General features: G+C 52.3%; 20 protein-coding genes and 1 pseudogene. 15 read left to right on the top strand and 6 right to left on the bottom strand.

Annotation, left to right across the window (positions count from 1 at the left end):
- The first annotated feature begins 1 nt into the window (after nucleotide 1).
- Complete coding sequence (locus tag OGX96_RS17755; protein ID WP_198802212.1) at nucleotides 2-772, top strand: 3-hydroxybutyrate dehydrogenase; 771 nt, start codon at nucleotides 2-4, stop codon at nucleotides 770-772.
- A gap of 84 nt (nucleotides 773-856) precedes the next feature.
- Here the strand turns inward: OGX96_RS17755 and OGX96_RS17750 are convergent, their stop codons facing one another.
- Nucleotides 857-1,288, bottom strand: coding sequence for an OsmC family protein (locus OGX96_RS17750; RefSeq protein WP_005126807.1), 432 nt, complete (start codon nucleotides 1,286-1,288; stop codon nucleotides 857-859).
- Between the two features lie 227 nt (nucleotides 1,289-1,515).
- Between OGX96_RS17750 and sra the strand changes: the two genes are divergently transcribed.
- The 5 genes from sra to OGX96_RS17725 all read left to right on the top strand — a co-directional run bounded on the left by sra (nucleotide 1,516) and on the right by OGX96_RS17725 (nucleotide 6,341).
- Complete coding sequence (gene sra, locus OGX96_RS17745) at nucleotides 1,516-1,656, top strand: stationary-phase-induced ribosome-associated protein (RefSeq protein ID WP_003833009.1); 141 nt, start codon at nucleotides 1,516-1,518, stop codon at nucleotides 1,654-1,656.
- Nucleotides 1,657-1,835: 179 nt separating this feature from the next.
- On the top strand, nucleotides 1,836-3,533 hold the full coding sequence (gene maeA / locus OGX96_RS17740; protein ID WP_286583755.1) for a malate dehydrogenase: 1,698 nt from the start codon (nucleotides 1,836-1,838) through the stop codon (nucleotides 3,531-3,533).
- 309 nt (nucleotides 3,534-3,842) lie between these two features.
- Nucleotides 3,843-5,558, top strand: coding sequence for an ABC-F family ATP-binding cassette domain-containing protein (locus OGX96_RS17735; RefSeq protein ID WP_286583753.1), 1,716 nt, complete (start codon nucleotides 3,843-3,845; stop codon nucleotides 5,556-5,558).
- Nucleotides 5,559-5,778: 220 nt separating this feature from the next.
- On the top strand, nucleotides 5,779-6,057 hold the full coding sequence (locus tag OGX96_RS17730) for a type II toxin-antitoxin system RelE/ParE family toxin (RefSeq protein WP_048216313.1): 279 nt from the start codon (nucleotides 5,779-5,781) through the stop codon (nucleotides 6,055-6,057).
- On the top strand, nucleotides 6,057-6,341 hold the full coding sequence (locus tag OGX96_RS17725; RefSeq protein WP_003833018.1) for a HigA family addiction module antitoxin: 285 nt from the start codon (nucleotides 6,057-6,059) through the stop codon (nucleotides 6,339-6,341). Before OGX96_RS17730 ends, OGX96_RS17725 begins: the two co-directional genes overlap by 1 nt.
- 41 nt (nucleotides 6,342-6,382) lie before the next feature.
- Here OGX96_RS17725 and OGX96_RS17720 read toward each other — a convergent pair.
- The 4 genes and pseudogenes from OGX96_RS17720 to fdnG all read right to left on the bottom strand — a co-directional run.
- Nucleotides 6,383-6,983, bottom strand: a pseudogene (locus tag OGX96_RS17720) (inorganic diphosphatase); the annotation flags it as partial.
- 129 nt (nucleotides 6,984-7,112) lie between these two features.
- Nucleotides 7,113-7,769 (bottom strand): formate dehydrogenase-N subunit gamma, encoded by a 657-nt coding sequence (fdnI, locus tag OGX96_RS17715; protein WP_003020054.1) that lies wholly within the window; start codon nucleotides 7,767-7,769, stop codon nucleotides 7,113-7,115.
- Nucleotides 7,762-8,646, bottom strand: coding sequence for a formate dehydrogenase N subunit beta (gene fdnH, locus OGX96_RS17710; protein ID WP_003833024.1), 885 nt, complete (start codon nucleotides 8,644-8,646; stop codon nucleotides 7,762-7,764). Before fdnH ends, fdnI begins: the two co-directional genes overlap by 8 nt.
- 13 nt (nucleotides 8,647-8,659) lie before the next feature.
- Nucleotides 8,660-11,707: a formate dehydrogenase-N subunit alpha gene (gene fdnG, locus OGX96_RS17705; protein ID WP_198802216.1), complete on the bottom strand. Its 3,048-nt coding sequence runs from the start codon at nucleotides 11,705-11,707 to the stop codon at nucleotides 8,660-8,662.
- Between the two features lie 288 nt (nucleotides 11,708-11,995).
- Between fdnG and yddG the strand changes: the two genes are divergently transcribed.
- The 3 genes from yddG (at nucleotide 11,996) to OGX96_RS17690 (ending at nucleotide 14,948) form a co-directional block, all read left to right on the top strand.
- A complete protein-coding gene (gene yddG / locus OGX96_RS17700) occupies nucleotides 11,996-12,877 on the top strand; it encodes an aromatic amino acid efflux DMT transporter YddG (RefSeq protein WP_048214181.1) in 882 nt (293 codons plus the stop codon).
- A 461-nt stretch (nucleotides 12,878-13,338) separates the two neighbouring features.
- Nucleotides 13,339-14,424 (top strand): porin OmpD, encoded by a 1,086-nt coding sequence (ompD, locus tag OGX96_RS17695; RefSeq protein WP_048214180.1) that lies wholly within the window; start codon nucleotides 13,339-13,341, stop codon nucleotides 14,422-14,424.
- Between the two features lie 83 nt (nucleotides 14,425-14,507).
- On the top strand, nucleotides 14,508-14,948 hold the full coding sequence (locus tag OGX96_RS17690; protein WP_003833032.1) for a GFA family protein: 441 nt from the start codon (nucleotides 14,508-14,510) through the stop codon (nucleotides 14,946-14,948).
- Nucleotides 14,949-14,951: 3 nt separating this feature from the next.
- Here OGX96_RS17690 and OGX96_RS17685 read toward each other — a convergent pair whose 3' ends face one another.
- A complete protein-coding gene (locus OGX96_RS17685) occupies nucleotides 14,952-16,436 on the bottom strand; it encodes an MFS transporter (protein WP_198802226.1) in 1,485 nt (494 codons plus the stop codon).
- 117 nt (nucleotides 16,437-16,553) lie between these two features.
- Between OGX96_RS17685 and OGX96_RS17680 the strand changes: the two genes are divergently transcribed.
- The 6 genes from OGX96_RS17680 to narI all read left to right on the top strand — a co-directional run bounded on the left by OGX96_RS17680 (nucleotide 16,554) and on the right by narI (nucleotide 25,480).
- Nucleotides 16,554-17,132: a TetR family transcriptional regulator gene (locus OGX96_RS17680; RefSeq protein ID WP_057068227.1), complete on the top strand. Its 579-nt coding sequence runs from the start codon at nucleotides 16,554-16,556 to the stop codon at nucleotides 17,130-17,132.
- A gap of 212 nt (nucleotides 17,133-17,344) precedes the next feature.
- Nucleotides 17,345-18,730 carry a NarK family nitrate/nitrite MFS transporter gene (locus OGX96_RS17675; RefSeq protein ID WP_008784805.1) on the top strand — a complete coding sequence of 462 codons (1,386 nt, stop codon included), beginning with the start codon at nucleotides 17,345-17,347 and terminating at the stop codon, nucleotides 18,728-18,730.
- Between the two features lie 96 nt (nucleotides 18,731-18,826).
- The gene (locus OGX96_RS17670; protein WP_286583748.1) at nucleotides 18,827-22,567 is read left to right on the top strand and encodes a nitrate reductase subunit alpha; all 3,741 of its coding nucleotides are present in this window, start codon (nucleotides 18,827-18,829) and stop codon (nucleotides 22,565-22,567) included.
- Nucleotides 22,564-24,108, top strand: coding sequence for a nitrate reductase subunit beta (gene narH / locus OGX96_RS17665; RefSeq protein WP_008784807.1), 1,545 nt, complete (start codon nucleotides 22,564-22,566; stop codon nucleotides 24,106-24,108). Before OGX96_RS17670 ends, narH begins: the two co-directional genes overlap by 4 nt.
- Nucleotides 24,108-24,803, top strand: a complete 696-nt coding sequence (gene narW, locus OGX96_RS17660) for a nitrate reductase molybdenum cofactor assembly chaperone (protein WP_198802228.1) — start codon at nucleotides 24,108-24,110, stop codon at nucleotides 24,801-24,803. The genes narH and narW overlap by 1 nt, the downstream gene beginning before the upstream one ends.
- Nucleotides 24,800-25,480 carry a respiratory nitrate reductase subunit gamma gene (narI, locus tag OGX96_RS17655; RefSeq protein ID WP_003833047.1) on the top strand — a complete coding sequence of 227 codons (681 nt, stop codon included), beginning with the start codon at nucleotides 24,800-24,802 and terminating at the stop codon, nucleotides 25,478-25,480. Before narW ends, narI begins: the two co-directional genes overlap by 4 nt.
- The last annotated feature ends 89 nt before the right edge of the window (nucleotides 25,481-25,569 follow it).

The raw sequence follows: 25,569 nt of genomic DNA, 5'->3' as shown, positions 1-25,569 counted from the left end.
CATGAACTTAACGGGAAAAACCGCCCTGGTTACCGGCTCGACCAGCGGTATCGGATTAGGTATCGCACAGGTGCTGGCGCAAGCGGGTGCCACCCTGATCCTCAACGGGTTTGGTGATGTGGATGCCGCCAAAGACGCTGTTGCGCAATATGGCAAAACACCAGGCTATCATGGCGCAGATCTGAGCGATGAAGCGCAAATTGCCGACATGATGCGCTATGCCGAGAGCGAATTCGGTGGCGTTGATATTCTGGTCAACAATGCGGGGATCCAGCATGTATCCCCGGTGGAAACCTTCCCGGTTGATAAATGGAACGCGATTATCGCCATTAATCTCTCTTCCGTTTTTCACACCACGCGTCTGGCACTTCCTGGTATGCGCGCGCGAAACTGGGGGCGCATCATTAATATCGCTTCTGTTCACGGCCTGGTGGCCTCAAAAGAGAAATCTGCCTACGTAGCGGCGAAGCACGGCGTGGTGGGATTCACCAAGACCATCGCACTGGAAACCGCGCAGACGGGTGTCACCTGCAATGCGCTGTGTCCCGGCTGGGTGCTCACGCCGCTGGTCCAGCAGCAGATCGATAAGCGTATTGCCGAAGGCGCAGAGCCTGAGGCTGCGCGTGACGCCCTGCTGGCGGAAAAGCAGCCATCGCGCGAATTCGTCACGCCGGAACAGTTAGGTGAGCTGGCACTATTTCTGTGTTCAAACGGTGCGGCGCAGGTGCGCGGCGTGGCGTGGAATATGGATGGCGGTTGGGTAGCGCAATAACATCATCAGGTGCCGGATAAGACTGACTTACATCCGGCGCAATCGTAGGCCGGATAAGACGCAGTCGCATCCGGCACGCCACGATTAAGACTTCAGCTGATAATCCAGCGTAATTTCCGCGTTCAGTACCTGCGATACCGGGCATCCGGCTTTTGCTTTCTGGATGATGCCGTCAAACGTGGCGGCGTCTATCCCCGGCACGCTCACCTGGCTATGCAACGCGACTTTAGTGATCGCAAACCCGGCATCTACTTTATCCAGAGAAACATCGGCAGTGGTGTCAATGGCATCTGGGGTAAACCCCGCTTCACCCAGCATCAGCGAAAGCGCCATCGAGAAGCAGGCTGCATGGGCCGCGCCAATCAACTCTTCAGGATTGGTGCCTTTCACACCTTCAAATCGTGTATTAAACCCATACGGTTGCTGATTCAACACGCCACTTTCGGTCGACACAGTGCCTTTGCCGCGCTTAATGTCGCCTTCCCAGTGTGCCTGACCTTTCTTATGGATAGTCATTACCGCTCTCCTGTATTGTCGTCGGAGTTACTAGTATAGGACGGCTGAGAAAAAGCATGTTACATACGGGATAGTTCTCATTTGCCGCTTAAGCATTGACCTTTCAGATAAAATGACCGACCATCCAGTAAGCCGTTATGTTGAACATCGGCTTTATATCAGGTTGTATTTCGTCCGTTCTCATACGGGCTCGCCCTTGAAACCAGTAACAGGATTAAGGAGTTAGAATGAAATCGAACCGTCAGGCCCGTCATATTCTCGGACTGGACCACAAAATCTCAAATCAACGTAAAATCGTGACCGAAGGTGACAAAACCAACGTGGTCAATAATCCTACTGGAAGAAAGCGCCGCACTGACGGCAAGTAGCCTTTCGCACGTCTGACTGAGTAACGAGATAAACACCATTGCAACCGCAGTGGTGTTTTTGCTTATAAAACCCCTTAACCCATTCACAATGCTTTATACTTCGCCCGTTTCCCTGGCGGACAGGCCACATACGATCATAAAGAGCGCCAGGGACGGTTATTCAAAAAAGAGTGAGTGACATGGAAAACGAAACCAAAAAACTGCGTTCCCTTTACATCCCCTACGCTGGCCCGGTACTGCTGGAATTCCCTTTACTGAATAAAGGGAGCGCCTTCAGTGTGGAAGAACGCCGTAACTTCAACCTGCTGGGGTTACTGCCGGAAGTGGTCGAGACGATTGAGGAACAGGCTGAACGCGCCTGGATCCAATATCAGGGATTCAAAACCGAAATCGACAAACATATTTACCTGCGCAACATCCAGGACACCAACGAAACCCTGTTTTACCGACTGGTGCATAATCACCTGGATGAAATGATGCCAGTTATCTATACCCCAACGGTCGGCGCGGCCTGTGAGCGTTTCTCTGAGATTTATCGTCGTGCGCGCGGCGTGTTTATCTCTTATCAGAACCGCCACAATATGGACGATATCCTGCAAAACGTCCCTAACCACAATATCAAGGTCATCGTTGTCACCGATGGCGAACGTATTTTAGGTCTTGGCGATCAGGGGATCGGCGGGATGGGTATTCCAATCGGTAAACTGTCGCTGTATACCGCATGTGGCGGAATTAGCCCGGCCTATACTCTTCCGGTGGTACTGGACGTGGGGACCAACAACCAGCAACTGCTGAACGATCCGCTGTATATGGGCTGGCGCAATCCGCGTATCACTGATGATGAATACTACGAATTCGTTGATGAATTCATCCAGGCCGTGAAGCATCGCTGGCCGGACGTGCTGTTGCAGTTTGAAGATTTCGCCCAGAAAAACGCTATGCCACTGCTGACCCGTTATCGTGATGAAATTTGCTCGTTTAACGACGATATTCAGGGCACCGCGGCGGTTACCGTCGGTACGCTGATTGCGGCTAGCCGCGCGGCCGGTAGCCAGTTGAGCGAACAAAACATCGTCTTCCTCGGCGCAGGTTCCGCCGGTTGCGGGATCGCCGAGCAGATCATTGCGCAGATCCAGCGTGAAGGTTTAAGCGAAGAAGCGGCGCGTCAACGCGTATTCATGGTCGACCGCTTCGGCCTGTTAACAGACAAAATGCCGAACCTGCTCTCCTTCCAGACCAAACTGGTGCAAAAACGCGAAAATCTCCAGCATTGGGATACCCAAGAAGATGTGCTGTCGTTGCTCGATGTGGTCCGCAACGTTAAGCCGGATATCCTGATCGGCGTTTCCGGACAAACCGGCCTGTTTACCGAAGAGATCATCCGCGAAATGCACAAGCATTGTCCGCGTCCGATCGTCATGCCGTTGTCTAACCCCACTTCCCGTGTTGAAGCTACACCACAGGATATTATCGCCTGGACCGAAGGTAACGCGCTGGTTGCGACCGGTAGTCCGTTCGCACCGGTACTGTGGAAAGATAAAATTTACCCAATCGCCCAGTGTAACAACGCCTATATCTTCCCGGGTATCGGCCTGGGTGTGATTGCGTCTGGCGCGTCGCGCATCACTGATGAAATGCTGATGTCGGCGAGTGAAACGCTGGCGCAGTATTCACCGCTGGTGTTCAACGGTGAAGGTCTGGTGCTACCGGAACTGAAAGATATTCAGACAGTTTCTCGCGCCATTGCCTTTGCCGTCGGTAAAATGGCTCAGCAGCAAGGTGTGGCAGTGAAAACCTCCGCCGAAGCGCTGCAACAGGCAATTGACGATAATTTCTGGCAGGCAGAATATCGCGACTACCGTCGTACCTCTATTTGACGGTTTGCCCGGCGGCACACTGCTGCCGGGCGTTCAACACTTGCGCTTTTGCGTAACTTACGATTACACTTTCACCACCGATTAACATTCTGAAAAATAAAAGGAGGATACTTATGCTGTACTGTGAACGTTTTATCGTTTCACATGCTTTTGGCGATCGCCAGTGCTCAAGCGTTATCGGTATCGTGCTGCGATAACTTCTGCTTGAGCGAAGCTAACTTCTGAATCCCCTTCTCTCGGGCTTACCGGGTTATCGTCAGCGATGTTTGACGGGGCGTTTTCACGCCTGTAACTCTTGAGTAAGCAACAATGAGCACATTACTAACCGCACAATCCTTACACGTTGATACGGCATTCGGCACGCTATTCGACGATCTTTCCTTTACCCTGAAAAAAGGCGACCGCATCGGGCTTATCGGTTACAACGGCTGCGGCAAAAGCACACTGTTAAAACTGCTCGATGGCACGATCTCGCCCACCAGTGGGGCAATCGCGCAGGCGAATCACTGCCATCTCGCGCGTGTAGAACAACATCTACCTGACGATATACTGCCGCTTACGCTGCAGGAAGCCGTTCTCGCTCAACTTCCCGAGCATGAACGCGCAGCTCAGCAGTGGCGGGTTGAAGCACTGCTTGCCGAAATGGGTTTTACGCCAGAGAATTTATCTCTTACAGCGCAAACGTTGAGCGGTGGCCAGCACACGCGCTTGCTATTAGCGCGGGCGCTGATGCGTAATCCTGACCTGCTGCTGCTGGATGAGCCGGGTAACCACCTGGATTTGCCTACATTACTGTGGCTTGAGCAGTTCTTACAGAACTGGTCTGGTAGTTTTGTGGTGGTTTCCCACGACCCGCAGTTGCTGGACGCGGTGACTCACGGAACCTGGATCTTGCGCGATCGCACCCTCCATGCGTTTGATCTACCCTGTAGTGCAGCGCGTCAGGCTCTGGCAGAAAGAGATGTCAGCGATGCTCTGCGCCACAAGGCTGAGCAAAAAGAGATAGACCGGGTGACTGCCAGCGCCAAACGGCTGGCAACCTGGGGGCGGGTCTACGACAACGAAGATCTCTCCCGCAAGGCCAAGCAGATGGAAAAACAGGTACAGCGCCTGAAAGAGGTGCAAACAGAAGTAACGTCAGGAAGTCAGTGGACACTAACATTGCAGGGTGATGCCCTGCGTGCAGATCGTTTGCTGGAGATGACCAATCTGTCTGTAGCCCCTGCTCCCGGTGCAGATACACTGTTTTCCATTGCCGGTATCCGGTTAAAAAGCGGCGATCGCGTGGCGATTGTCGGGTGTAACGGTTGCGGGAAATCATCGCTGTTAAGGCTTATCTGGCAACAGTTTCAGTCACAGCTGGCATCACCTTCACTGGTGTTACACCCGCGCGTTACCCTGGGTTATTACGACCAGACGCTGCATCAGCTTGCCGATAACGATTCATTGTTTGATGCGCTGGAAGCGTTTGCCCCGCAGCCAGAGATTCGCAAGATGGCGCTGATTAGCGCGGGATTTCCGTGGGTTCGTCATGCGCAGCGAGTCAGCACGTTAAGCGGCGGTGAGCGCTCCCGGTTACTGTTTGTTGGGTTGACGCTTGCGCGCTACAGTCTGCTGATGCTCGATGAACCGAACAATCATCTGGATATGGAAGGCAAAGAGGCGCTGGCAGAAACGCTGCAAAGCTATAACGGCGGCGTGTTGCTGGTCAGTCACGACCGGCAGCTTATCAGCCAAAGCTGCAACCGGTTCTGGTTAATCGACAATGGCGAACTCAGTGAATGGCACGATCTGGAGGCGGTCAATGCGCGTATTCGGGAAACGTCCGCGGAGATAACCGTTCCCAAAACGGTGGCCGAAGAGAAAACTGAAATAAGCGGTGACAGCGATAGATTGCTGGAACAACTTCTCGATCTTGAGCAGCGTCTGGCCGACGATCTCGCCCGCAAGCCGAAACATCAAAAACCGTTGTTACAGGCGCAATGGCGCAAGGAGATTGAACGTCTGAACGCACAACTGGAGTAATCTTTATTGCCGGATGGCGCAAGCTTATCCGGCCTACATCAGCAAAATGCGCGTGTAGGCCAGGCATCCGGCAATTCTTGCGTGACGCTTTCCAGTTATTCCCCTTCTCCCTTTTTCTTTTTGCACATTCGCCGCACAATTTTAAATATCGCAATCTTGGTGTTGCGTTTAACGGAACACTGATGGTAGTGTTCCTCTTGAAGGAACAAGGATGATACGGATGATCATGAACTTCAGGCACAAGGGATTGCGCGATTTGTTTCTTCATGGACGAACATCAGGCGTTATGGCGAAACATGTCCGACGATTACGACACAGACTTGCCGTTATTGATGCGGCAAGCAAGGTTACAGAGATCAATATGCCCGGTTATAAGCTACATCCTCTGGTGGGGGAACGCGACGGCATATGGGCAATTTCTGTTTCAGGTAACTGGCGTATTACGTTTGAATTCGTCAATGGCGACGCGTACATACTGGATTACGAGGACTATCATTGATGAAGATGGCAAATCATCCCCGTCCTGGGGATATCATTCAGGAAGCGCTGGAAGAACTCAATGTCAGCCTGCGCGAGTTTGCCAGAGCTATGGAGATTGCACCGTCAACGGCAAGTCGACTATTAACCGGGAAAGCGGCTCTGACGCCTGAGATGGCGATTAAACTCTCCGTAGTGATTGGCAGTTCACCCGAAATGTGGTTAAACCTGCAAAATACCTGGAGTCTGGCAGAGGCCCAAAAAAGCGTGGATATTTCACGTCTGCGTAAGCTGGCGGTACAGTGATATAAATGCCGGATAAACTTTTGTCATCCGGCATACCATTTATTGCTGCGTTTTTTTCTCTTTCCAGGCATCCCAGGCCTGTTTGATCTCTTGCTTTGCCGTAGCGGCGTCATTGAAACCGTTTAATTCGACCTTCTTGCGCCCTTCCGGCAGATCTTTGTACACGCGGAAGAAAGATTCCAGACGTTGAACTTCAATCTTGGGCAGATCGCTTAACTCTTTGATGTCGTCATAAGTGGGGTCAATTTTACTGGCCGGAACGGCGACAATTTTGTCGTCCTTTTCACCGCCGTCGATCATCTTCAGGACGCCAATAGCGCGCAGCTTAATCAACGTTCCCGGAGCAAGCGGCGCACGGGTATAAAAAATGACGTCCAGCGGGTCACCGTCACCGGCTAAAGACTGGGTGAGTGAACCGTAATTGGCGGGATAGGCAACCGGCATTGACTGGAAGCGATCGGCAACGATAAAACCGGTTTTGGCGTCGGTTTCATATTTAATCATTCCACCTGCCGGAATTTCGGTTACGGCATAAAACTCTTCCGGGTTGTTCTCCGGCTGAGGAAATTCGAGGATGTTCTGTGCCTGAGCTGAAGCACAAAGAAACACGCTGACTGCGAGTAATTTTTTCACCAGATGCATTGTCTTTTAACTCTTCTATTATCGGAAAGACAACACCTTACGTTCAGCAGATGACAGAAACATGACGTTTTTTTGGCAAAAAAATGGCGCTACCGATGTAGCGCCATTGCGTAGAGGGAACATCAGGGATTAGTTAACCCCCTCCTCGCTCTCTTTTTTCGCTTCTTGTCTTTCAACTTCGCGATACCAACGTGGGTGATGTTTCTTCGCCCAGCGACGGCTCACTTTCCCTTCAACCATGCCTTTAATCGATCCTTTCACCCAGAATGCCATATACATATGGATGAGGATGGCGTGCATCAGGATAATCCCCGCAGCCGCATGGATCAGCAGGCTATAGCGCACGACCTGCATCGGGAAGAACTGTGCAAAGTACGGACGCCAGATAATGATACCGGTAATCAGCAGCACGAAAATCATGCTCATAATCGACCAGAACATCATTTTCTGCCCGGCGTTGTATTTGCCCACATCCGCCACTTTGTGTTCATTGCCTTTCAGTACTTCCACAATGTTTTTCAGCCACGGAATATCTTTCTTATCCGGGATGTTGTGGTGCACAAAGCGTACAAACATGAACATCAGTGCCACGAAGATCAGTATGCCGAAGAACGGGTGCAAAATGCGTCCCATCTGCGGCGTACCGAAGGTTTGCGTCAGCCATTGCAGAGTCGGGAAGAAAAATGAAATCCCCGACAGCGCTACCAGGAAGAAGCAGATCACCACCGTCCAGTGACAGGCGCGGTCGATAAATTTCGTGCGCACAATCATTTTCGACTTACTCATGATGATCCTCCTCGTCGTCGTCCACTTCCTTATTCGGACCAATACCAATGTAGTGGTAAATCAGTCCGGCGAAGGTGGCGATAAATCCGGCAGCGGCCAGCGGCTTCAGCGCCCCTTTCCACAGATTGATAGAGGTATCTATCTGCGGGTCTTTTGGCAGGCCGTGATACAGTTCAGGCTGGTTGGCATGATGCAGAACGTACATGACGTGCGTGCCGCCCACACCTTCCGGGTTGTAAAGACCGGCATGTTCAAAACCGCGTGCCTTCAGTTTGGCCACACGCTGTTCACCCATTTCCAGCATTTCCTGCTTGGTGCCGAAATGTATTGCCCCGGTCGGACACGTTTTCACGCAGGCAGGTTCCTGCCCGACGCTGACACGGTCCACACACAGCGTACATTTATACACGCGGTTATCCTCTTTATTGAGGCGCGGAATATTAAATGGACACCCGGCAATACAGTAGCCGCAGCCAATGCAGTGCTCTGACTGGAAATCGACAATCCCGTTGGCGTACTGGATGATGGCCCCGGCAGACGGGCACGCCTTCAGGCAGCCCGGATCTTCACAGTGCATACAGCCGTCTTTACGAATCAACCACTCCAGCTTGCCGTTCTGTTCGGTTTCGGTAAACCGCATCACCGTCCAGGACTTGGCGCTGAGATCGGCGGGGTTGTCATAAACCCCGACGCAGTGGCCGACTTCATCGCGGATATCGTTCCACTCTGAACATGCCACCTGACAGGCCTTACAGCCTATGCAGGTGGAAACGTCGATCAGCTTCGCGACCTCTGCTTTGTAATCACGAGCCTGAGGTGGCGGCGTGATGGAGTTTGTTGCGGACCGTTTGATGATGTCCTGCGTTTCCATAGACATATGTTCGCCTCCCTTACGCCTTCTCGATGTTAACTAAAAACGCTTTGTATTCCGGCGTTTGCGAGTTTGCATCACCGACGTTCGGCGTCAGGGTGTTGGCGATAAAGCCTTTACGCGCGACTCCTTCAAAGCCCCAGTGGATTGGGATCCCAACCGTTTCTACCTGCTGACCGTTGACGTTCAGGGTACGCAGACGACGAGTGACCACGGCAACTGCGCGAATAAATCCACGTTTGCTGCTGACTTTCACGTGATCGCCGTTGTTGATCCCCTTCGCTGCCGCCAGTGTTTCGCTGATTTCCACAAACTGCTCTGGCTGGGCAATCGCATTCAACAATGCGTGCTTGGTCCAGGTATGGAAATGTTCGGTCAGACGATAGGTCGTCCCGACGTACGGGAAGTCCTGTTTCGTGCCCATACGGAGTTTATCCGCTTCGTACAGACGCGCTGCCGGGTTGGAGATCACATTCGGGTGCAGCGGGTTAGTGCCCAGCGGCGTTTCCATCGGCTCGTAGTGTTCCGGGAACGGACCTTCCGCCATCTTATCGATAGCAAACAGACGCCCCAGCCCTTCCGGCTGCATGATAAACGGATTGGTGCCACTGCCCGGTGCTGCGGTATTGAAGTCAGGGATATCGTTCCCCGTCCACTTCGTACCGTTCCACTGGATAAGCATGCGTTTTGGATCCCACGGTTTACCCTGCGGATCCGCCGAAGCGCGGTTATACAGCACGCGACGGTTCAGCGGCCATGCCCAGGCCCAGCCCAACGTATTACCGAGGCCTGACGGGTCGGCGTTATCGCGATTGGCCATCTGGTTGCCCTGCTCGGTCCAGCTGCCGGTATAAATCCAGCAGGATGATGACGTAGAACCATCATCGCGCAGCAGCGCAAAGCTGTTGAGCAACTGACCTTTCTTCGCAACCAGCACGCCGTTGGCATCATAGAGATCTTCCAGCGCATAGCCGTTGTTCTCTTTCGCCACTTCTTCGGAGTGCGGTTCGTCCGGCTGCTTATAGTTCCAGCTCATTTTCAGAACGGGTTCTACAGCTTTACCGCCTTCAGTGCGATACATGTCGCGCAGGCGGTGGTAAATACCGGCAAGGATCTCGCCGTCGTTGCGGGCTTCACCCGGTGCGTCCTGACCTTTCCAGTGCCACTGCAGCCAGCGGCCGGAGTTGGCGATGGAACCGTCTTCTTCTGCAAAGCAGGTAGAAGGCAAACGGAAGACTTCGGTCTGAATCGACGCCGGATCAACGTCGTTTGATTCACCGTGGTTCTGCCAGAACGTTGAAGTTTCGGTCACCAGCGGATCGATAACCACCAGATACTTCAGTTTGCTGAGGCTCTGCACCACTTTGTTTTTGTCCGGGAAGGACGCAACAGGGTTAAAGCCCTGACAGATGTAGCCGGTGACTTTCCCGCTATCCATCATGTTGAAGTATTTAATGACATCGTAGGACTGATCCCACTTCGGCAGCCACTCAAAGCCCCAGTCATTTTCTTTCTGCGCTGCATTGCCGTAGAAAGATTTCATCAGGCTGACGAAGAACTTCGGATAGTTGCCCCAGTAGTTAACCTGATCGGCCAATGTCGCTTTTGGCGTGTTTGCGGCCAGATAGGTTTGCAGGTCTGTCTGTTTCTCTGACGGCAGCGTCAGGTAGCCCGGCAGGCTGGTAGAGAGCAGACCTAAGTCGGTTAACCCTTGAATGTTGGAGTGGCCGCGCAAGGCGTTGACACCGCCACCTGCCATCCCCATGTTGCCGAGCAGCAACTGGATCATCGCCATGGTGCGGATGTTCTGTGCCCCGACGGTATGCTGAGTCCAACCCAGCGCGTACAGGAACGTGGTGGTGCGATCGGCTGCACTGGTGGAAGCCAGCACTTCGCAGACTTTCAGGAAGTCTTCTTTCGGCGTACCACAAATGTTTTCCACCACATCCGGCGTGTAGCGGGAAACGTGCTGTTTTAGCAGGTTCCAGACACAGCGAGGATGGCTTAACGTTTCATCGCGTTTCGCGTAGCCGTTTTCATCGAACTGGTAGTTCCAGGACGATTTATCGTATTGGCGTTTTTTCGCGTCGTACCCGCTGAACAGACCGTCTTCAAAAGCATAGTCATCCCGCACCAGCAGGCTGGCGTTGGTGTAATGCTTAACGTATTCAACGTTAATTTTGTTGTTTTCAATCAGGTACAGCAAGACGCCGGACAGGAACGTAATGTCCGTGCCGGAACGAATTGGCGCATAGATATCCGCCACCGAAGCTGTACGTGTAAAACGAGGGTCAACAACAATCAGCGTGGCATCATTGTTGTTTTTAGCTTCCATCGCCCAGCGGAATCCCACCGGATGTGCTTCAGCGGCGTTACCGCCCATCACCATCACGACGTTAGCGTTTTTAATATCAACCCAGTGGTTGGTCATCGCACCGCGACCAAATGTTGGAGCAAGACTTGCTACCGTTGGTCCGTGTCAGACGCGCGCCTGGTTGTCTACTGCCAGCATGCCGAGTGAGCGCACAAATTTTTGCGTCAGCATGCCGGTTTCATTACTTGCCGCAGATGCACACAGCATCCCGGTTGAAAGCCAGCGGTTTACCGTTACGCCCTGCTCATTCTTCTCAATAAAGTTGGCGTCACGGTCATTTTTCATCAGCTTCGCGATACGGGTGAATGCTTCATCCCAGCTGATACGCTGCCATTTGTCGGAACCTGGTGCACGGTATTCCGGGTAACGCAGACGGTTTTCACTGTGCACGTAATCCAGTAATCCTGCGCCCTTAGGGCATAATGCCCCACGGCTCACCGGATGATCCGGATCCCCTTCAATATGGTAAATCGACTCTTTGGCGTTTTTTGCTCCATCTCCCAGGCTATACATTAATAGCCCGCAACCTACGGAACAGTATGTGCAGGTGTTTCGGATCTCTTTGGCGCGTAACAGCTTATAGTTTCGCGCCTGAGCCAGTGCCATTTTGGGTGCAAAACCCAGAGCAGCTACTGTTGTTCCCGCCATACCGCCCGCGCAGATTTTAAAAAATTGTCTGCGGCTGACGTCCATTGCTTTCCTCTTTTTTGCAGGGATTCGTACAGGACATCTCTCAGATCGCGCCAGCGCGGCATAATTGAAAGATGACATGTACAACTTCGCGACGAAACTATCAGCTATATCCATATTTTTTTTGCGTCAAATCAATAACGAAACGGTTCCGCTACTAAATAGTGCACTTTGTTTAACCTTTGTACCCATAAGGGGGTAGGTGAAAGGTAATTAGTTAGCGCGCTACAGTGTAAAAGTGCTATAAATTTCAGCTTAAATTTTTGCCAGCACCATGGACAGACAATCAGAATGACAAAACAAAAAGCGACGTTAATTGGGCTCATTGCCATCGTGCTCTGGAGCACGATGGTCGGGCTAATGCGTGGGGTAAGTGAAGGGCTGGGTCCTGCGGGTGGCGCAGCTATGATTTTTTCGTTAAGCGGCCTGTTGCTGATTTTTACCGTTGGCTTTCCGAATATCAGAAAAATTCCTGTGCGTTATTTAATCGCGGGTAGCGTGCTTTTTGTTACCTATGAAATATGTTTAGCGCTGGCTCTCGGTTATGCGGCTACTCGTCACCAGGCTATTGAAGTCGGTATGGTCAATTATCTCTGGCCGAGTCTGACGATATTGTTTGCTATTTTATTTAATGGTCAAAAAACAACCTGGCTGGTAATCCCTGGATTAATTATCGCATTGACCGGGGTTTGTTGGGTATTGGGTGGCGAAAATGGCCTTAATCCTGGTGAAATTATAAACAACGTTGCCAGCAGCCCGCTGAGCTATTTCCTCGCCTTTCTTGGCGCATTTATCTGGGCAACGTATTGCACGGTGACCAATAAATACGCAAAAGGCTTTAACGGTATTACCGTATTCGTTTTACTAACGGCTGCAAGTTTGTGGGTTTACTATTTTATGACTCCTCAACCAGAAATGAATTTCAGCACTTCGGTGACTATTAAAATGTTCTCAGCGGCATTAACGTTAGGATTTGCCTATGCGGCGTGGAATATTGGCATTTTGCATGGCAACGTGACCATCATGGCCGTAGGTTCCTATTTTACCCCAGTGCTATCCTCTGCTCTGGCTGCTGTGTTACTCAGCGCCCCGTTGTCGCTATCTTTCTGGCAGGGTGCATTGATGGTTTGTGCGGGTTCGCTACTTTGCTGGTTGGCAACACGCCGCGCCTGAAAAAAAATCCGGGTTTTATCGCGCAAATCTAAAACCCGGCTACACTGTAATCAAATTAATGAATAATAAATGTTCATTCCACTTGTGGTTAATGTTTATTTTTGTTTAATTTAATGTTAAATAATTGGTGATTAATCAACTCCCGAAAATATTGCATGCTTATCTATATTCCTCAGTATGTATATATTATACCTGCGTGACTAACGCCATTTAAACCATAGACGGCACAATAGTCCCCTACGTAAATATACCCATTCAGATTTGTCACATATAAAGATTAATACAATCAGCTATATTATGTAGATCTGGATCACACAAATTCAAATATTTCGCAATATTATGAAACTTATTATTGAACTTATACCACTGCGTCATTTAAAAATAGTTTGCCATTGACGAACCCCTTCGTTTAGCAATGGTTTAGGAAACACACCAAGAAAAAATTATAAGGATTATTTAGAATGAAACTTAAATTAGTTGCAGTGGCAGTGACTAGCCTGTTGGCGGCAGGTGCGGTAAACGCAGCTGAGGTATATAACAAAGACGCAAACAAACTGGATATCTACGGTAAAGTTCACGCTCAGCATTACTTCTCTGACGACAACGGCAGCGATGGCGACAAAACCTACGCGCGTCTGGGCTTCAAAGGCGAAACTCAGATCAATGACCAGCTGGTTGGTTTTGGTCAGTGGGAATATGAATTCAAAGGTAACCGTACTGAATCCACCGGTGGTTCCAACAGCGACAAAACTCGTCTGGCATTCGCTGGTCTGAAATTCGCTGAATACGGTTCTTTCGACTACGGTCGTAACTACGGCGTAGCATACGACATCGGCGCATGGACCGACGTCCTGCCTGAGTTCGGTGGTGATACCTGGACCCAGACTGACGTATTCATGACTGGCCGTACTACTGGCGTTGCAACCTACCGTAACACCGACTTCTTCGGTCTGGTTGAAGGTCTGAACTTTGCTGCTCAGTACCAGGGCAAAAATGACCGTGACAACCTGAAAGAAGCTAACGGTGACGGCTTCGGTCTGTCTACTACTTATGAGTACGAAGGCTTCGGCGTAGGTGCTACCTATGCGAAATCTGACCGTACCGACAAACAGTCTGTAGGTAACGGCGGTTTCATGGCTTCCGGTAAAAACGCTGAAGTATGGGCTGCTGGTCTGAAATATGATGCGAACAACATCTACCTGGCAACCACCTACTCCGAAACCCGCAACATGACCACCTATGGTGGCTCCGGTGTTACTGGTATTGCAGATAAAGCACAGAACTTTGAAGCTGTTGCTCAGTACCAGTTCGACTTCGGTCTGCGTCCGTCCATCGCTTACCTGAAATCCAAAGGTAAAGACATCAACGGTTACGGCGACCAGGATCTGGTTGAATACGTAGACTTGGGTGCTACTTACTACTTCAACAAAAATATGTCCACCTTCGTTGATTACAAAATCAACCTGCTGGATGACAACAACTTCACCAATGCAGCGAAAGTGTCAACTGACAACATCGTGGCTGTTGGTCTGAACTACCAGTTCTAATTTTGTTGTAGTCTGAATACAAAGCCAGTCCTCCAAGGGCTGGCTTTTTCTCTTAATGTAGACTCGGTCATAAGGAGTATGCCGTGCAGACATTCACTGGTCGTTGTCTTTGCGGACAGAGTCATTTTACCGTTGACGTCGAAATGCTGGATGTCTATGCCTGCCACTGTACGCTGTGTCAGAAATGGTCAGGCGGCATCGCCATGTATCTGGAAGCCAGCGCTCACCCGCTGATGTCGCCAGAATCGGCAGAACCTTCGCACTTTCCTTCTTCAAATCGTGGTGAACGGTTCTTCTGTTCCGGCTGCGGATGCCCACTGTGGTTTACGTTGACGGACAGCGATCGCTACTTTATTCCATGGACACTTCTGGAACTTAATGAGGTAGATCGCCGCCGCCTGATATTAGCGGCAGAGATCTATACGGAAACACAGCCTGCGTTCTGGAGACTGACGGGGCAATACGCTCGACTGAGTGGGAAAGAAGTCGAAGAGATGGATTACCCCTGTCATTTAGCTCACTAGTTATTAACGTTGTACCTTTGCCAGACTGAACCACATTCCTATCGCTAATATGATAAGCATGCTGCCGGCGCTGCTTAAGGCCACGCTATGTGACCAGGTGAACGCTTCTCTGGCAGCCGTCAGCAATGCCTCACTCAGTGACGACGGGAGCGAGTGCGCCAGTTGTACCGCCTCCCCCATTGACGATGTGGCTCGTTCTACTTCCTGCGGATTAAGTCCGGCTGGCGGCAGAATCGATGCAGAAAAGCTACGGCTCAGCAGTAAGCCAAAGATAGCGATCCCAAGTCCTGCCCCCAGTTCATAAGCCATTGTCTCGATGGCGCCAGCGGCCGCGGCTTTTTCCGCCGGCGCTGCTGCCATGATAGCCGCCGTTGAAGCCAGGAGCGCACTGGCGGCGCTGAAGCCGAGCAAAGCCATCAAAATCCAGGCTTGTATCTGTTGGCTACTGAAATCCGTCATCGCCAGGCCGTAAAAACTGACGGCGCTCAGCGCCATGCCCGCCGTTGCCACACAACGTAATCCCAGGCGTGAAACCAACATACCGGCAATCGGTCCGCTGAAACCACTTGCCAGCATCACAGGCAGCATGAACAATCCAGCCCGATACGGTGTTAAACCGTGAACAAACTGTAGTTCCTGAGCCATCAGCAACTCAAAACCCACCAGCGTTATCATCGCGGTCATCGCCATCACTACACCGCTCAAGATAATGCGATGCGTGAACAGACGCATGTCAATCATCGGGCGGGCTGCCGCAAGCTGGATACGGACAAACTGCCACAACAGTAAAGCGCCGGTTAACAGCGTCAGGGCGATGGCAACGGTCGCCGTATGCCCTTTCAGCGCGGTTTTAGCGCTGTAAACCAACAGCAGAATGGCAACAATCAGCATTATCGCATGACCAAAATTTAACGATTGATCGCGACGTCCGGCCTGGCGCGGCACTAAGCGTGCGGTTAAAGCCATTACCACTAGGACAATCGGCACATTAATTAAGAATACAGACCCCCAGTAGAAGTGCTCCAGCAGCATCCCGCCAACCAGTGGGCCAAACGCCGCACCGCCGGAACCGACCGCTGCCCAGACGCCGAGCGCCATATTTCGATGCCGTTGCTCAGAGAACGTGGCGCGAATACCCGCCAGCGTTGCCGGAACAATCATCGCCGCGCCAATCGCCAATACCGCCCGGGTGGCAATCAGCCAGCTTGCGCTATGAGCAAAAGCGGCCGCCAGCGATGCGAGACCAAATAATCCACCGCCTAACAGCAGCAGACGTTTAAAGCCGATGCGATCGCCCAGCGCACCCATTGGCAATACCATACCGGCCATTACCAGGGAATAAATATCAATGATCCACAGCAGCTCGTTGCCACTGGCACCCAGCGTCATACTCAGCGTGGGCGCGGCAACGTGCAGCACCGTTGCATCAATCGCAACAGGGATGTAGACCAGCACAATAATGACTAACGTTAACCACTGACGAAACATAAAACTCCCTAACGAAACCAAAACTGGACACATGTCCAGCTTTAGCGATCCTACGGAAAATTGAACATATGTCCAACTTTTTGTTAGACTGCGATCTATACGGGTACAGGAGGAATGATGAGCTATCTAAATCGGGATGAACGTCGGGAAGTGATTCTGCAAGCAGCAATGCGTGTCGCACTTGAAGAAGGATTTTCCGCCATGACGGTTCGACGCATTGCTGCAGAAGCTCACGTCGCGACGGGCCAGGTACATCACCATTTCGCCTCTGCCGGCGAACTCAAATCCCAGGCATTTGTGCGCCTGATCCGCACCCTACTTGATGCCGAACTGGTCAGCGAAGACGCCAGTTTCCGTGAGCGACTGCATGCGATGCTAGGCAGTGAAGATGGTGGTCTGGAACCCTATATTAAGCTATGGCGTGAAGCACAGGTTGTTGCGGGTAAAGATCCGGAAATTAAAAGCGCCTACCTGTTGACCATGCGAATGTGGCACGAAGAAACCGCCAACATCATTACACAAGGACAGAAAGCCGGTGAGTTCTCATCCGCGCCTGATGCCGCCGACGTCGCATGGCGCTTAATCGCATTAGTCTGCGGCCTGGATGGTATGTACATATTAGGTATTGAGGAAATGGCCGATCCTGCATTCGATCGTCATCTTGATCGTATGATAACGCAGGAGTTATTTATTTGATGTAATAGATGGATTAACAATACATCTTTTATGTTTACAATTAGTAACACTTAAGCAACATGTAATTCTCCCATCACGCCGCGTTATTGCGCTTTTTTATCTATTCTTTCAGTCAATATTCCTAAAACTTTTCAATAGTTTCTAAAAAGAAGCCGCGCGGCGCTGCATGCGTTTATTTCTTTTTCATGAACGGCATGTGCATGGAGAATAATATGTCATCATCAAATGAGAAAAATAATCGTTATCTTTTAACTGACTGGAAACCAGAGAACCCCGGCTTTTGGGAAAATAAAGGCAAGCACATTGCGCGCAGAAACCTCTGGATATCAGTGAGTTGCCTGCTTCTTGCGTTTTGCGTTTGGATGCTGTTCAGTGCCGTAGCCGTCAATCTGAATAAAATTGGTTTTAATTTCACCACCGATCAACTGTTTTTATTAACGGCATTGCCATCTCTTTCTGGTGCAATATTACGCGTGCCCTACTCCTTTATGGTACCTATATTTGGTGGTCGTCGCTGGACCATTTTTAGCACGATTATTCTGGTTATTCCCTGCGTCTGGCTCGGATTTGCCGTGCAAAATACCGCTACTCCGTTTGGAGTATTTATAATCATTGCGCTGATGTGTGGTTTTGCTGGCGCTAACTTTGCCTCCAGCATGGGCAATATCAGCTTTTTCTTCCCCAAAGCGAAGCAAGGTAGCGCATTAGGCGTTAACGGTGGTCTCGGCAACCTCGGCGTCAGCGTGATGCAGTTGATCGCGCCACTGGTGATCTTTCTGCCCATATTTACCTTTTTGGGCGTACAGGGCGTACCGCAAGCTGACGGCTCGTTATTGTCGCTGGCCAATGCAGCATGGATATGGGTGCCGTTACTGCTGATAGCCACCGTGGCAGCGGGCATGGGAATGAACGACATTGCCAGCTCGAAGGCTTCAATTGCCTCCCAGTTACCGGTACTCAAGCGTTTTCATCTGTGGTTATTAAGTCTGCTGTATCTCGCCACCTTCGGTTCATTTATCGGTTTTTCGGCAGGCTTTGCCATGCTGGCGAAAACCCAGTTCCCCGACGTGAATATCCTGCAACTGGCGTTCTTCGGCCCCTTCATCGGCGCGCTTGCACGATCGGCGGGTGGTGTTATCTCTGACAAGTTTGGTGGTGTGCGTGTCACCCTAATTAACTTCATCTTTATGGCACTGTTCAGCGCCCTGCTGTTTCTCACTTTGCCCGGCTCGGGCGAAGGTAGCTTTATCGCGTTTTACCTGGTGTTTATGGGCTTGTTCCTGACCGCGGGTCTGGGCAGCGGTTCAACCTTCCAGATGATTGCGGTGATCTTTCGCAAAATCACAATTTATCGGGTGAAGCTGCATGGTGGTACTGAAGAACAGGCTCAGCGGGAAGCGGTAACCGATACTGCAGCCGCCCTGGGGTTTATCTCCGCCATTGGCGCTGTGGGGGGCTTCTTCATTCCTAAAGCGTTTGGCTCATCGCTGGCATTGACCGGCTCTCCGGTGGGTGCCATGAAAATATTCCTCGTGTTTTACATCGTCTGCGTGCTGGTGACCTGGTTGGTCTATGGCCGTAAATCACAAAAAAAATAACAAAATGGATACCGCAGGATCGGACATTTAGGTTGGCCGGATTAGGCCTGGAGTTCGATTCACCGTCGGCAATATTATCGAAGCAGGAGTTATGTCATGAGTAAACTGTTAGACCGCTTTCGCTACTTTAAACAAAAGGGCGATACGTTTGCCGAGGGGCATGGGCAAGTAATGCACACCAACCGGGACTGGGAAGACAGCTATCGTCAGCGCTGGCAGTTCGACAAAATTGTGCGTTCTACCCACGGCGTTAACTGTACCGGCTCATGCAGTTGGAAGATCTACGTTAAAAACGGGCTTGTGACCTGGGAAACGCAGCAAACCGACTACCCGCGTACTCGTCCTGACCTGCCAAATCATGAGCCCCGTGGCTGTCCACGCGGCGCCAGCTACTCGTGGTATCTCTATAGCGCTAACCGCCTGAAATATCCGCTGGTGCGTAAACGCTTAATCGAATTGTGGCGCGACGCCCTCTCCCGCCAGCCCGATCCGGTGCTGGCCTGGGAATCCATTATGAACGACCCGCAAAAATGCCAGAGCTACAAGCAGGTACGCGGGCGCGGTGGATTTATCCGTTCGAACTGGAAAGAGCTTAATCAGTTGATTGCTGCCGCCAACGTCTGGACGGTGAAAACCTACGGCCCGGATCGCGTGGTCGGCTTCTCCCCGATCCCGGCGATGTCGATGGTTTCCTATGCCGCCGGCACACGCTATCTCTCGCTAATCGGCGGAACCTGTCTGAGTTTCTATGACTGGTACTGCGACTTACCGCCCGCGTCACCGATGACCTGGGGCGAGCAGACCGACGTTCCTGAATCCGCCGACTGGTATAACTCCAGCTATATCATCGCCTGGGGCTCTAACGTGCCGCAGACCCGTACCCCGGATGCGCACTTTTTCACAGAAGTACGCTACAAAGGCACCAAGACGATTGCCATTACGCCGGATTACTCGGAAGTCGCTAAACTGTGCGATCAGTGGCTGGCCCCCAAACAAGGGACAGACAGCGCGCTGGCAATGGCGATGGGCCACGTCATCCTGAAAGAGTTCCACCTCGACAATCCCAGCGATTATTTCCTCAATTACTGTCGTCGCTATACCGACATGCCGATGCTGGTTTTACTGGATGCCCGCGAAGATGGCAGCTACGTGCCTGGACGCATGATGCGTGCTTCAGACCTTGTCGATGGCCTGGGTGAAAGCAACAATCCGGAGTGGAAAACGGTAGCCTTTAACAGCGCTGGCGAACTGGTTGTCCCGAACGGATCTATCGGTTTTCGCTGGGGGGAAAAAGGCAAGTGGAACCTGGAACCACTGGCGGCTGGCGCTGAAACTGAACTTTCTCTTTCGCTGCTTGGTCAGCATGATGAAGTGACCGGCGTGGCATTCCCCTATTTTGGCGGCAACGAAAACCCACATTTTCGCAGTGTAAAACAAGAACCGGTGCTGATCCGTCAACTACCGGTAAAACATCTTACCCTCGCTGACGGTAGCCGTTGCCCGGTGGTGAGCGTCTATGATCTGGTGCTGGCGAATTATGGCCTCGATCGTGGTCTGGATGACGTTCATAGCGCGCAAGATTACAGCGAAGTGAAAGCCTACACCCCGGCCTGGGGCGAGCAAATTACCGGTGTGCCACGCCGTCATATCGAACAGATCGCCCGTGAGTTTGCCGATACGGCGCACAAAACGCATGGCCGTTCGATGATCATTCTCGGGGCTGGCGTCAACCACTGGTATCACATGGATATGAACTACCGTGGCATGATTAACATCCTGGTGTTCTGTGGCTGTGTGGGACAAAGCGGCGGCGGCTGGGCGCACTATGTGGGTCAGGAGAAATTACGACCGCAAACCGGTTGGTTGCCGCTGGCCTTTGCGCTGGACTGGAACCGACCACCGCGTCAGATGAACAGCACTTCGTTTTTCTATAACCACTCCAGCCAGTGGCGTTATGAAAAACTCACCGCGCAGGAACTCCTCTCTCCGCTGGCCGACGCGTCGAAGTTTAGCGGACATTTGATTGACTTTAACGTACGTGCAGAAAGGATGGGCTGGCTGCCGTCTGCACCACAGCTTAACCTCAACCCTTTGACCGTTAAAGCAAAAGCCGAACAAGCAGGGCTATCTCCTGCGCAATACACCGCACAGGCGCTGAAGTCAGGTGATATTCGTTTTGCCTGCGAACAGCCAGATAACGGCCACAACCATCCGCGCAACCTCTTCGTCTGGCGCTCTAACCTGCTCGGCTCCTCCGGTAAAGGGCATGAATACATGCTCAAATATTTGCTGGGTACCGAAAGCGGGATCCAGGGGGAAGCGCTCGGTTCAAGCGAGGGTATTAAACCTGAAGAGGTTGAATGGCAGGCCGCGGCGATAGAGGGCAAGCTCGATCTGCTGGTCACGCTCGATTTCCGTATGTCCAGTACCTGTTTGTTCTCCGATATCGTTCTGCCAACCGCTACCTGGTATGAAAAAGACGATATGAATACCTCGGATATGCATCCGTTTATTCACCCGTTATCTGCGGCGGTCGACCCGGCATGGGAATCGAAGAGCGACTGGGAAATTTATAAAGGCATCGCCAAAGTATTCTCTGAGGTATGTGTGGGACACCTTGGACAAGAAACGGATGTGGTGTTGCAACCGCTGCAACACGACTCTCCGGCAGAGCTGGCGCAGCCGTTTGACATTCAGGACTGGCGCAAAGGCGAATGCGATCTCCTCCCGGGCAAAACGGCACCGAATATCGCCGTTGTGGAGCGAGACTACCCCGCCACCTACGAACGCTTTACTTCACTTGGCCCGCTCATGGACAAACTCGGTAACGGTGGGAAAGGTATTGCGTGGAATACCCAGGCGGAAGTCGATTTCCTCGGCAAGCTGAACTACACCAAGCGCGAAGGCCCGGCAAAAGGACGCCCGCTGATTGACACCGCGCTGGATGCATCTGAGGTGATCCTCGCCCTGGCACCGGAAACAAACGGTCAGGTGGCGGTGAAAGCCTGGGAAGCGCTGGGGGCGATGACCGGACGCGACCATACGCACCTGGCGTTGAACAAAGAAGACGAAAAGATCCGTTTTCGCGATATCCAGGCGCAGCCGCGCAAAATCATCTCCAGCCCCACCTGGTCCGGGTTGGAAAGTGAACATGTTTCCTATAACGCAGGCTATACCAACGTCCACGAGCTGATCCCATGGCGTACTCTGTCCGGTCGCCAGCAGCTGTATCAGGATCATGCGTGGATGCGAGCGTTCGGTGAAAGTCTGGTGGCGTATCGTCCACCTATCGATACCCGCAGCGTCAGTGAAATGCGCGAGGTTCCGCCTAACGGCTTCCCGGAAAAAGCGCTCAACTTCCTGACGCCGCACCAGAAATGGGGGATCCACTCTACCTATAGTGAAAACCTGCTGATGCTGACGCTGTCGCGCGGCGGACCTATTGTCTGGATCAGCGAGACCGATGCCAAAGAGCTGGGCATTGAGGATAACGACTGGATCGAAGCCTTCAACGCCAACGGTGCGCTCACCGCGCGTGCAGTGGTGAGTCAACGCGTGCCACCGGGAATGACCATGATGTATCACGCTCAGGAGCGAATCATGAATATCCCTGGCTCAGAAGTGACCGGGATGCGCGGCGGGATCCATAACTCGGTGACCCGCGTCTGCCCGAAACCCACGCACATGATAGGTGGCTATGCGCAGTTGACATACAGCTTCAACTATTACGGTACGGTCGGCTCTAACCGCGATGAGTTCATCATGATTAGAAAAATGAAAAATATTAACTGGCTGGATGATGAAGGTCGCGATCAGGTACAGGAGGCGAAAAAATGAAAATACGCTCACAGGTAGGCATGGTTCTTAATCTGGATAAGTGCATCGGCTGCCACACCTGCTCCGTCACCTGTAAAAACGTCTGGACCGGGCGTGAAGGGATGGAATATGCGTGGTTTAACAACGTCGAGACTAAACCGGGGATTGGCTATCCAAAAAACTGGGAAGATCAGGAAGAGTGGCAAGGCGGCTGGGTTCGCGATGTTAACGGCAAGATAAGACCGCGTCTGGGCGGTAAGATGGGCGTCATCACCAAAATTTTCGCCAACCCGGTAATCCCGCAAATCGATGATTACTATGAGCCGTTTACGTACGATTATCAGCATCTGCATAGCGCGCCGGAAAGCAAGAATCAGCCCACCGCGCGTCCGCGTTCGCTGATCGATGGTAAGCGGATGGACAAGATTATCTGGGGTCCAAACTGGGAAGAACTGCTTGGCGGCGAATTTTCAAAACGTGCCCGCGACCGTAACTTCGAGAAGATGCAAAAGGAGATGTACGGCCAGTTCGAAAACACCTTCATGATGTATTTACCGCGCCTGTGCGAGCACTGCCTGAATCCAAGCTGTGTCGCCACCTGCCCAAGCGGTGCTATCTATAAGCGTGAAGAAGACGGCATTGTGCTGATCGACCAGGATAAATGTCGCGGCTGGCGCTTGTGCATCAGCGGCTGTCCGTACAAAAAAATCTACTTTAACTGGAAGAGCGGTAAGTCAGAGAAGTGCATTTTCTGCTACCCACGTATTGAGTCTGGCCAGCCGACGGTATGTTCGGAAACCTGCGTTGGACGTATCCGTTATCTCGGCGTATTGCTGTACGACGCCGACCGCATCGAAGAAGCGGCCAGCACCGAGCATGAGACCGATCTCTATGAGCGTCAGTGCGATGTATTCCTCAATCCGCACGATCCGGCGGTCATTGAAGAGGCGTTAAAACAAGGTATTCCGCACAACGTCATCGAAGCGGCCCAACGTTCGCCAGTCTACAAAATGGCGATGGACTGGAAGCTAGCGCTGCCGCTGCACCCGGAATATCGCACCCTGCCGATGGTCTGGTATGTACCGCCATTGTCACCGATTCAGTCGGTCGCCGACGCGGGCGGACTGCCGCACAATGGCAACATTTTGCCGGCGGTTGAGTCGCTGCGAATTCCGGTTCAGTACCTCGCCAACATGCTCAGTGCGGGTGATACCGGTCCGGTGCTGCGCGCGCTGAAACGTATGATGGCCATGCGTCACTATATGCGTGCGCAAACAGTGGAAGGCGTGACGGACACCCGCGCGATTGAGGAAGTAGGTTTGACCGTTGAGCAGGTTGAAGAGATGTATCGCTATCTGGCCATCGCCAACTATGAGGACCGCTTTGTGATCCCGACCAGCCACCGTGAAATGGCGCGCGATGCCTTCCCGGAGAAAAACGGCTGCGGATTTACCTTCGGTGACGGCTGCCATGGCTCAGATACCAAATTCAACCTGTTTAACAGTAGCCGTATTGATGCCATCGACATCACCGAAGTGCGCGATAAAGCGGAGGGTGAATAATGCAAATCCTGAAGGTTATCGGCCTGCTGATGGAATATCCCGACGAGCTGCTGTGGGAGTGTAAAGACGACGCGCTGGCGCTTGTGGCCAGCGATGCTCCCATGCTTACCGAATTTAGCCAGGGATTGCTCAATGCGCCACTGCTGGATAAACAAGCGGAATGGTGCGAAATCTTTGACCGGGGCCGGGCCACCTCTCTGCTGCTGTTTGAGCACGTGCACGCCGAGTCCCGCGACCGGGGTCAGGCGATGGTTGATCTACTGGCGCAGTATGAAAAGGTCGGGCTCCAGCTTAACTGCCGCGAGCTGCCGGATCATCTACCGTTGTATCTGGAGTATTTAAGCGTGCTGCCGGAGGCCCAGGCCAAAGAAGGACTGCAGAACGTTGCCCCGATTCTGGCTTTGCTGGGCGGGCGCTTAAAACAGCGCGATACGCCGTGGTATCAACTGTTTGACGCCCTGCTGCTGCTTGCCGGAAGCCCTCTTTCAAGTGACAGTGTCACTAAGCAGGTTGGTGCTGAAACCCGCGATGATACCCGTCAGGCGCTGGATGCGGTGTGGGAAGAGGAACAGGTGAAGTTTATCGAGGATAACGCCACCGCCTGCGACAGTTCACCGTTACAAAACTATCAACGACGCTTTAGCCAGGACGTGGCGCCGCAGTATGTCGACGTCAGCGCGGGAGGCCCGAAATGATACAGTACCTGAACGTCTTTTTTTACGATATCTACCCGTACCTGTGCGGTACGGTGTTTATCCTCGGCAGTTGGCTACGCTATGACTACGGGCAATACACCTGGCGCGCCTCTTCCAGCCAGATGCTGGACAAACGCGGCATGGTGCTGTGGTCAAACCTGTTCCACATCGGCATTCTGGGGATCTTTTTCGGTCACCTGTTCGGCATGCTAACGCCGCACTGGATGTATGCCTGGTTCCTGCCGATTGCGGTGAAACAACAGATGGCGATGATTGCCGGTGGGCTTTGTGGCGTACTGACGCTGGTTGGTGGCGCAGGTTTGCTGGTGCGGCGTCTGACCAACCCGCGCATTCGTGCAACGTCTTCCACCGCTGATATTCTGATCCTTTGCGTTCTGCTGATTCAGTGTATCCTCGGCTTAACCACCATCCCGTTCTCCGCACAGCATCCTGACGGCAGTGAAATGCTGAAACTGGTTGGTTGGGCGCAGTCAGTGGTGACTTTCCAGGGCGGCGCATCTGCGCATCTGGATGGCGTGGCGCTGATTTTTCGCGTGCACCTGGTTCTGGGGATGACTATCTTCCTGCTATTCCCGTTCACCCGTCTGGTCCACGTATGGAGTGCGCCGTTTGAGTACTTCACTCGCCGCTATCAGATAGTGCGTTCCCGCCGATAATTGAACTCTGATGCCCGGTAGCGCTTGCGCTTACCGGGCCTGCATCGCTATCCCGCTTTTTGTACGTTATGATGCTTCTCCATTTCAGG

The organism is Citrobacter sp. Cpo100 (assembly GCF_030332595.1).
In the GTDB taxonomy this organism is placed as follows: Bacteria; Pseudomonadota; Gammaproteobacteria; order Enterobacterales; family Enterobacteriaceae; genus Citrobacter; species Citrobacter portucalensis.
Note: the sequence above shows the minus strand (reverse complement) of the source record. Positions and strands in the feature narration are given on the sequence as shown.

Bases quoted from the DNA above. Each gene is read 5' to 3' on its own strand.
- OGX96_RS17755 (WP_198802212.1), top strand. From the start codon at position 2: ATGAACTTAACGGGAAAAACCGCCCTGGTTACCGGCTCGACCAGCGGT.
- OGX96_RS17750 (WP_005126807.1), bottom strand. From the start codon at position 1,288: ATGACTATCCATAAGAAAGGTCAGGCACACTGGGAAGGCGACATTAAG.
- sra (WP_003833009.1), top strand. From the start codon at position 1,516: ATGAAATCGAACCGTCAGGCCCGTCATATTCTCGGACTGGACCACAAA.
- maeA (WP_286583755.1), top strand. From the start codon at position 1,836: ATGGAAAACGAAACCAAAAAACTGCGTTCCCTTTACATCCCCTACGCT.
- OGX96_RS17735 (WP_286583753.1), top strand. From the start codon at position 3,843: ATGAGCACATTACTAACCGCACAATCCTTACACGTTGATACGGCATTC.
- OGX96_RS17730 (WP_048216313.1), top strand. From the start codon at position 5,779: ATGATCATGAACTTCAGGCACAAGGGATTGCGCGATTTGTTTCTTCAT.
- OGX96_RS17725 (WP_003833018.1), top strand. From the start codon at position 6,057: ATGAAGATGGCAAATCATCCCCGTCCTGGGGATATCATTCAGGAAGCG.
- fdnI (WP_003020054.1), bottom strand. From the start codon at position 7,769: ATGAGTAAGTCGAAAATGATTGTGCGCACGAAATTTATCGACCGCGCC.
- fdnH (WP_003833024.1), bottom strand. From the start codon at position 8,646: ATGTCTATGGAAACGCAGGACATCATCAAACGGTCCGCAACAAACTCC.
- yddG (WP_048214181.1), top strand. From the start codon at position 11,996: ATGACAAAACAAAAAGCGACGTTAATTGGGCTCATTGCCATCGTGCTC.
- ompD (WP_048214180.1), top strand. From the start codon at position 13,339: ATGAAACTTAAATTAGTTGCAGTGGCAGTGACTAGCCTGTTGGCGGCA.
- OGX96_RS17685 (WP_198802226.1), bottom strand. From the start codon at position 16,436: ATGTTTCGTCAGTGGTTAACGTTAGTCATTATTGTGCTGGTCTACATC.
- OGX96_RS17680 (WP_057068227.1), top strand. From the start codon at position 16,554: ATGAGCTATCTAAATCGGGATGAACGTCGGGAAGTGATTCTGCAAGCA.
- OGX96_RS17675 (WP_008784805.1), top strand. From the start codon at position 17,345: ATGTCATCATCAAATGAGAAAAATAATCGTTATCTTTTAACTGACTGG.
- OGX96_RS17670 (WP_286583748.1), top strand. From the start codon at position 18,827: ATGAGTAAACTGTTAGACCGCTTTCGCTACTTTAAACAAAAGGGCGAT.
- narH (WP_008784807.1), top strand. From the start codon at position 22,564: ATGAAAATACGCTCACAGGTAGGCATGGTTCTTAATCTGGATAAGTGC.
- narW (WP_198802228.1), top strand. From the start codon at position 24,108: ATGCAAATCCTGAAGGTTATCGGCCTGCTGATGGAATATCCCGACGAG.
- narI (WP_003833047.1), top strand. From the start codon at position 24,800: ATGATACAGTACCTGAACGTCTTTTTTTACGATATCTACCCGTACCTG.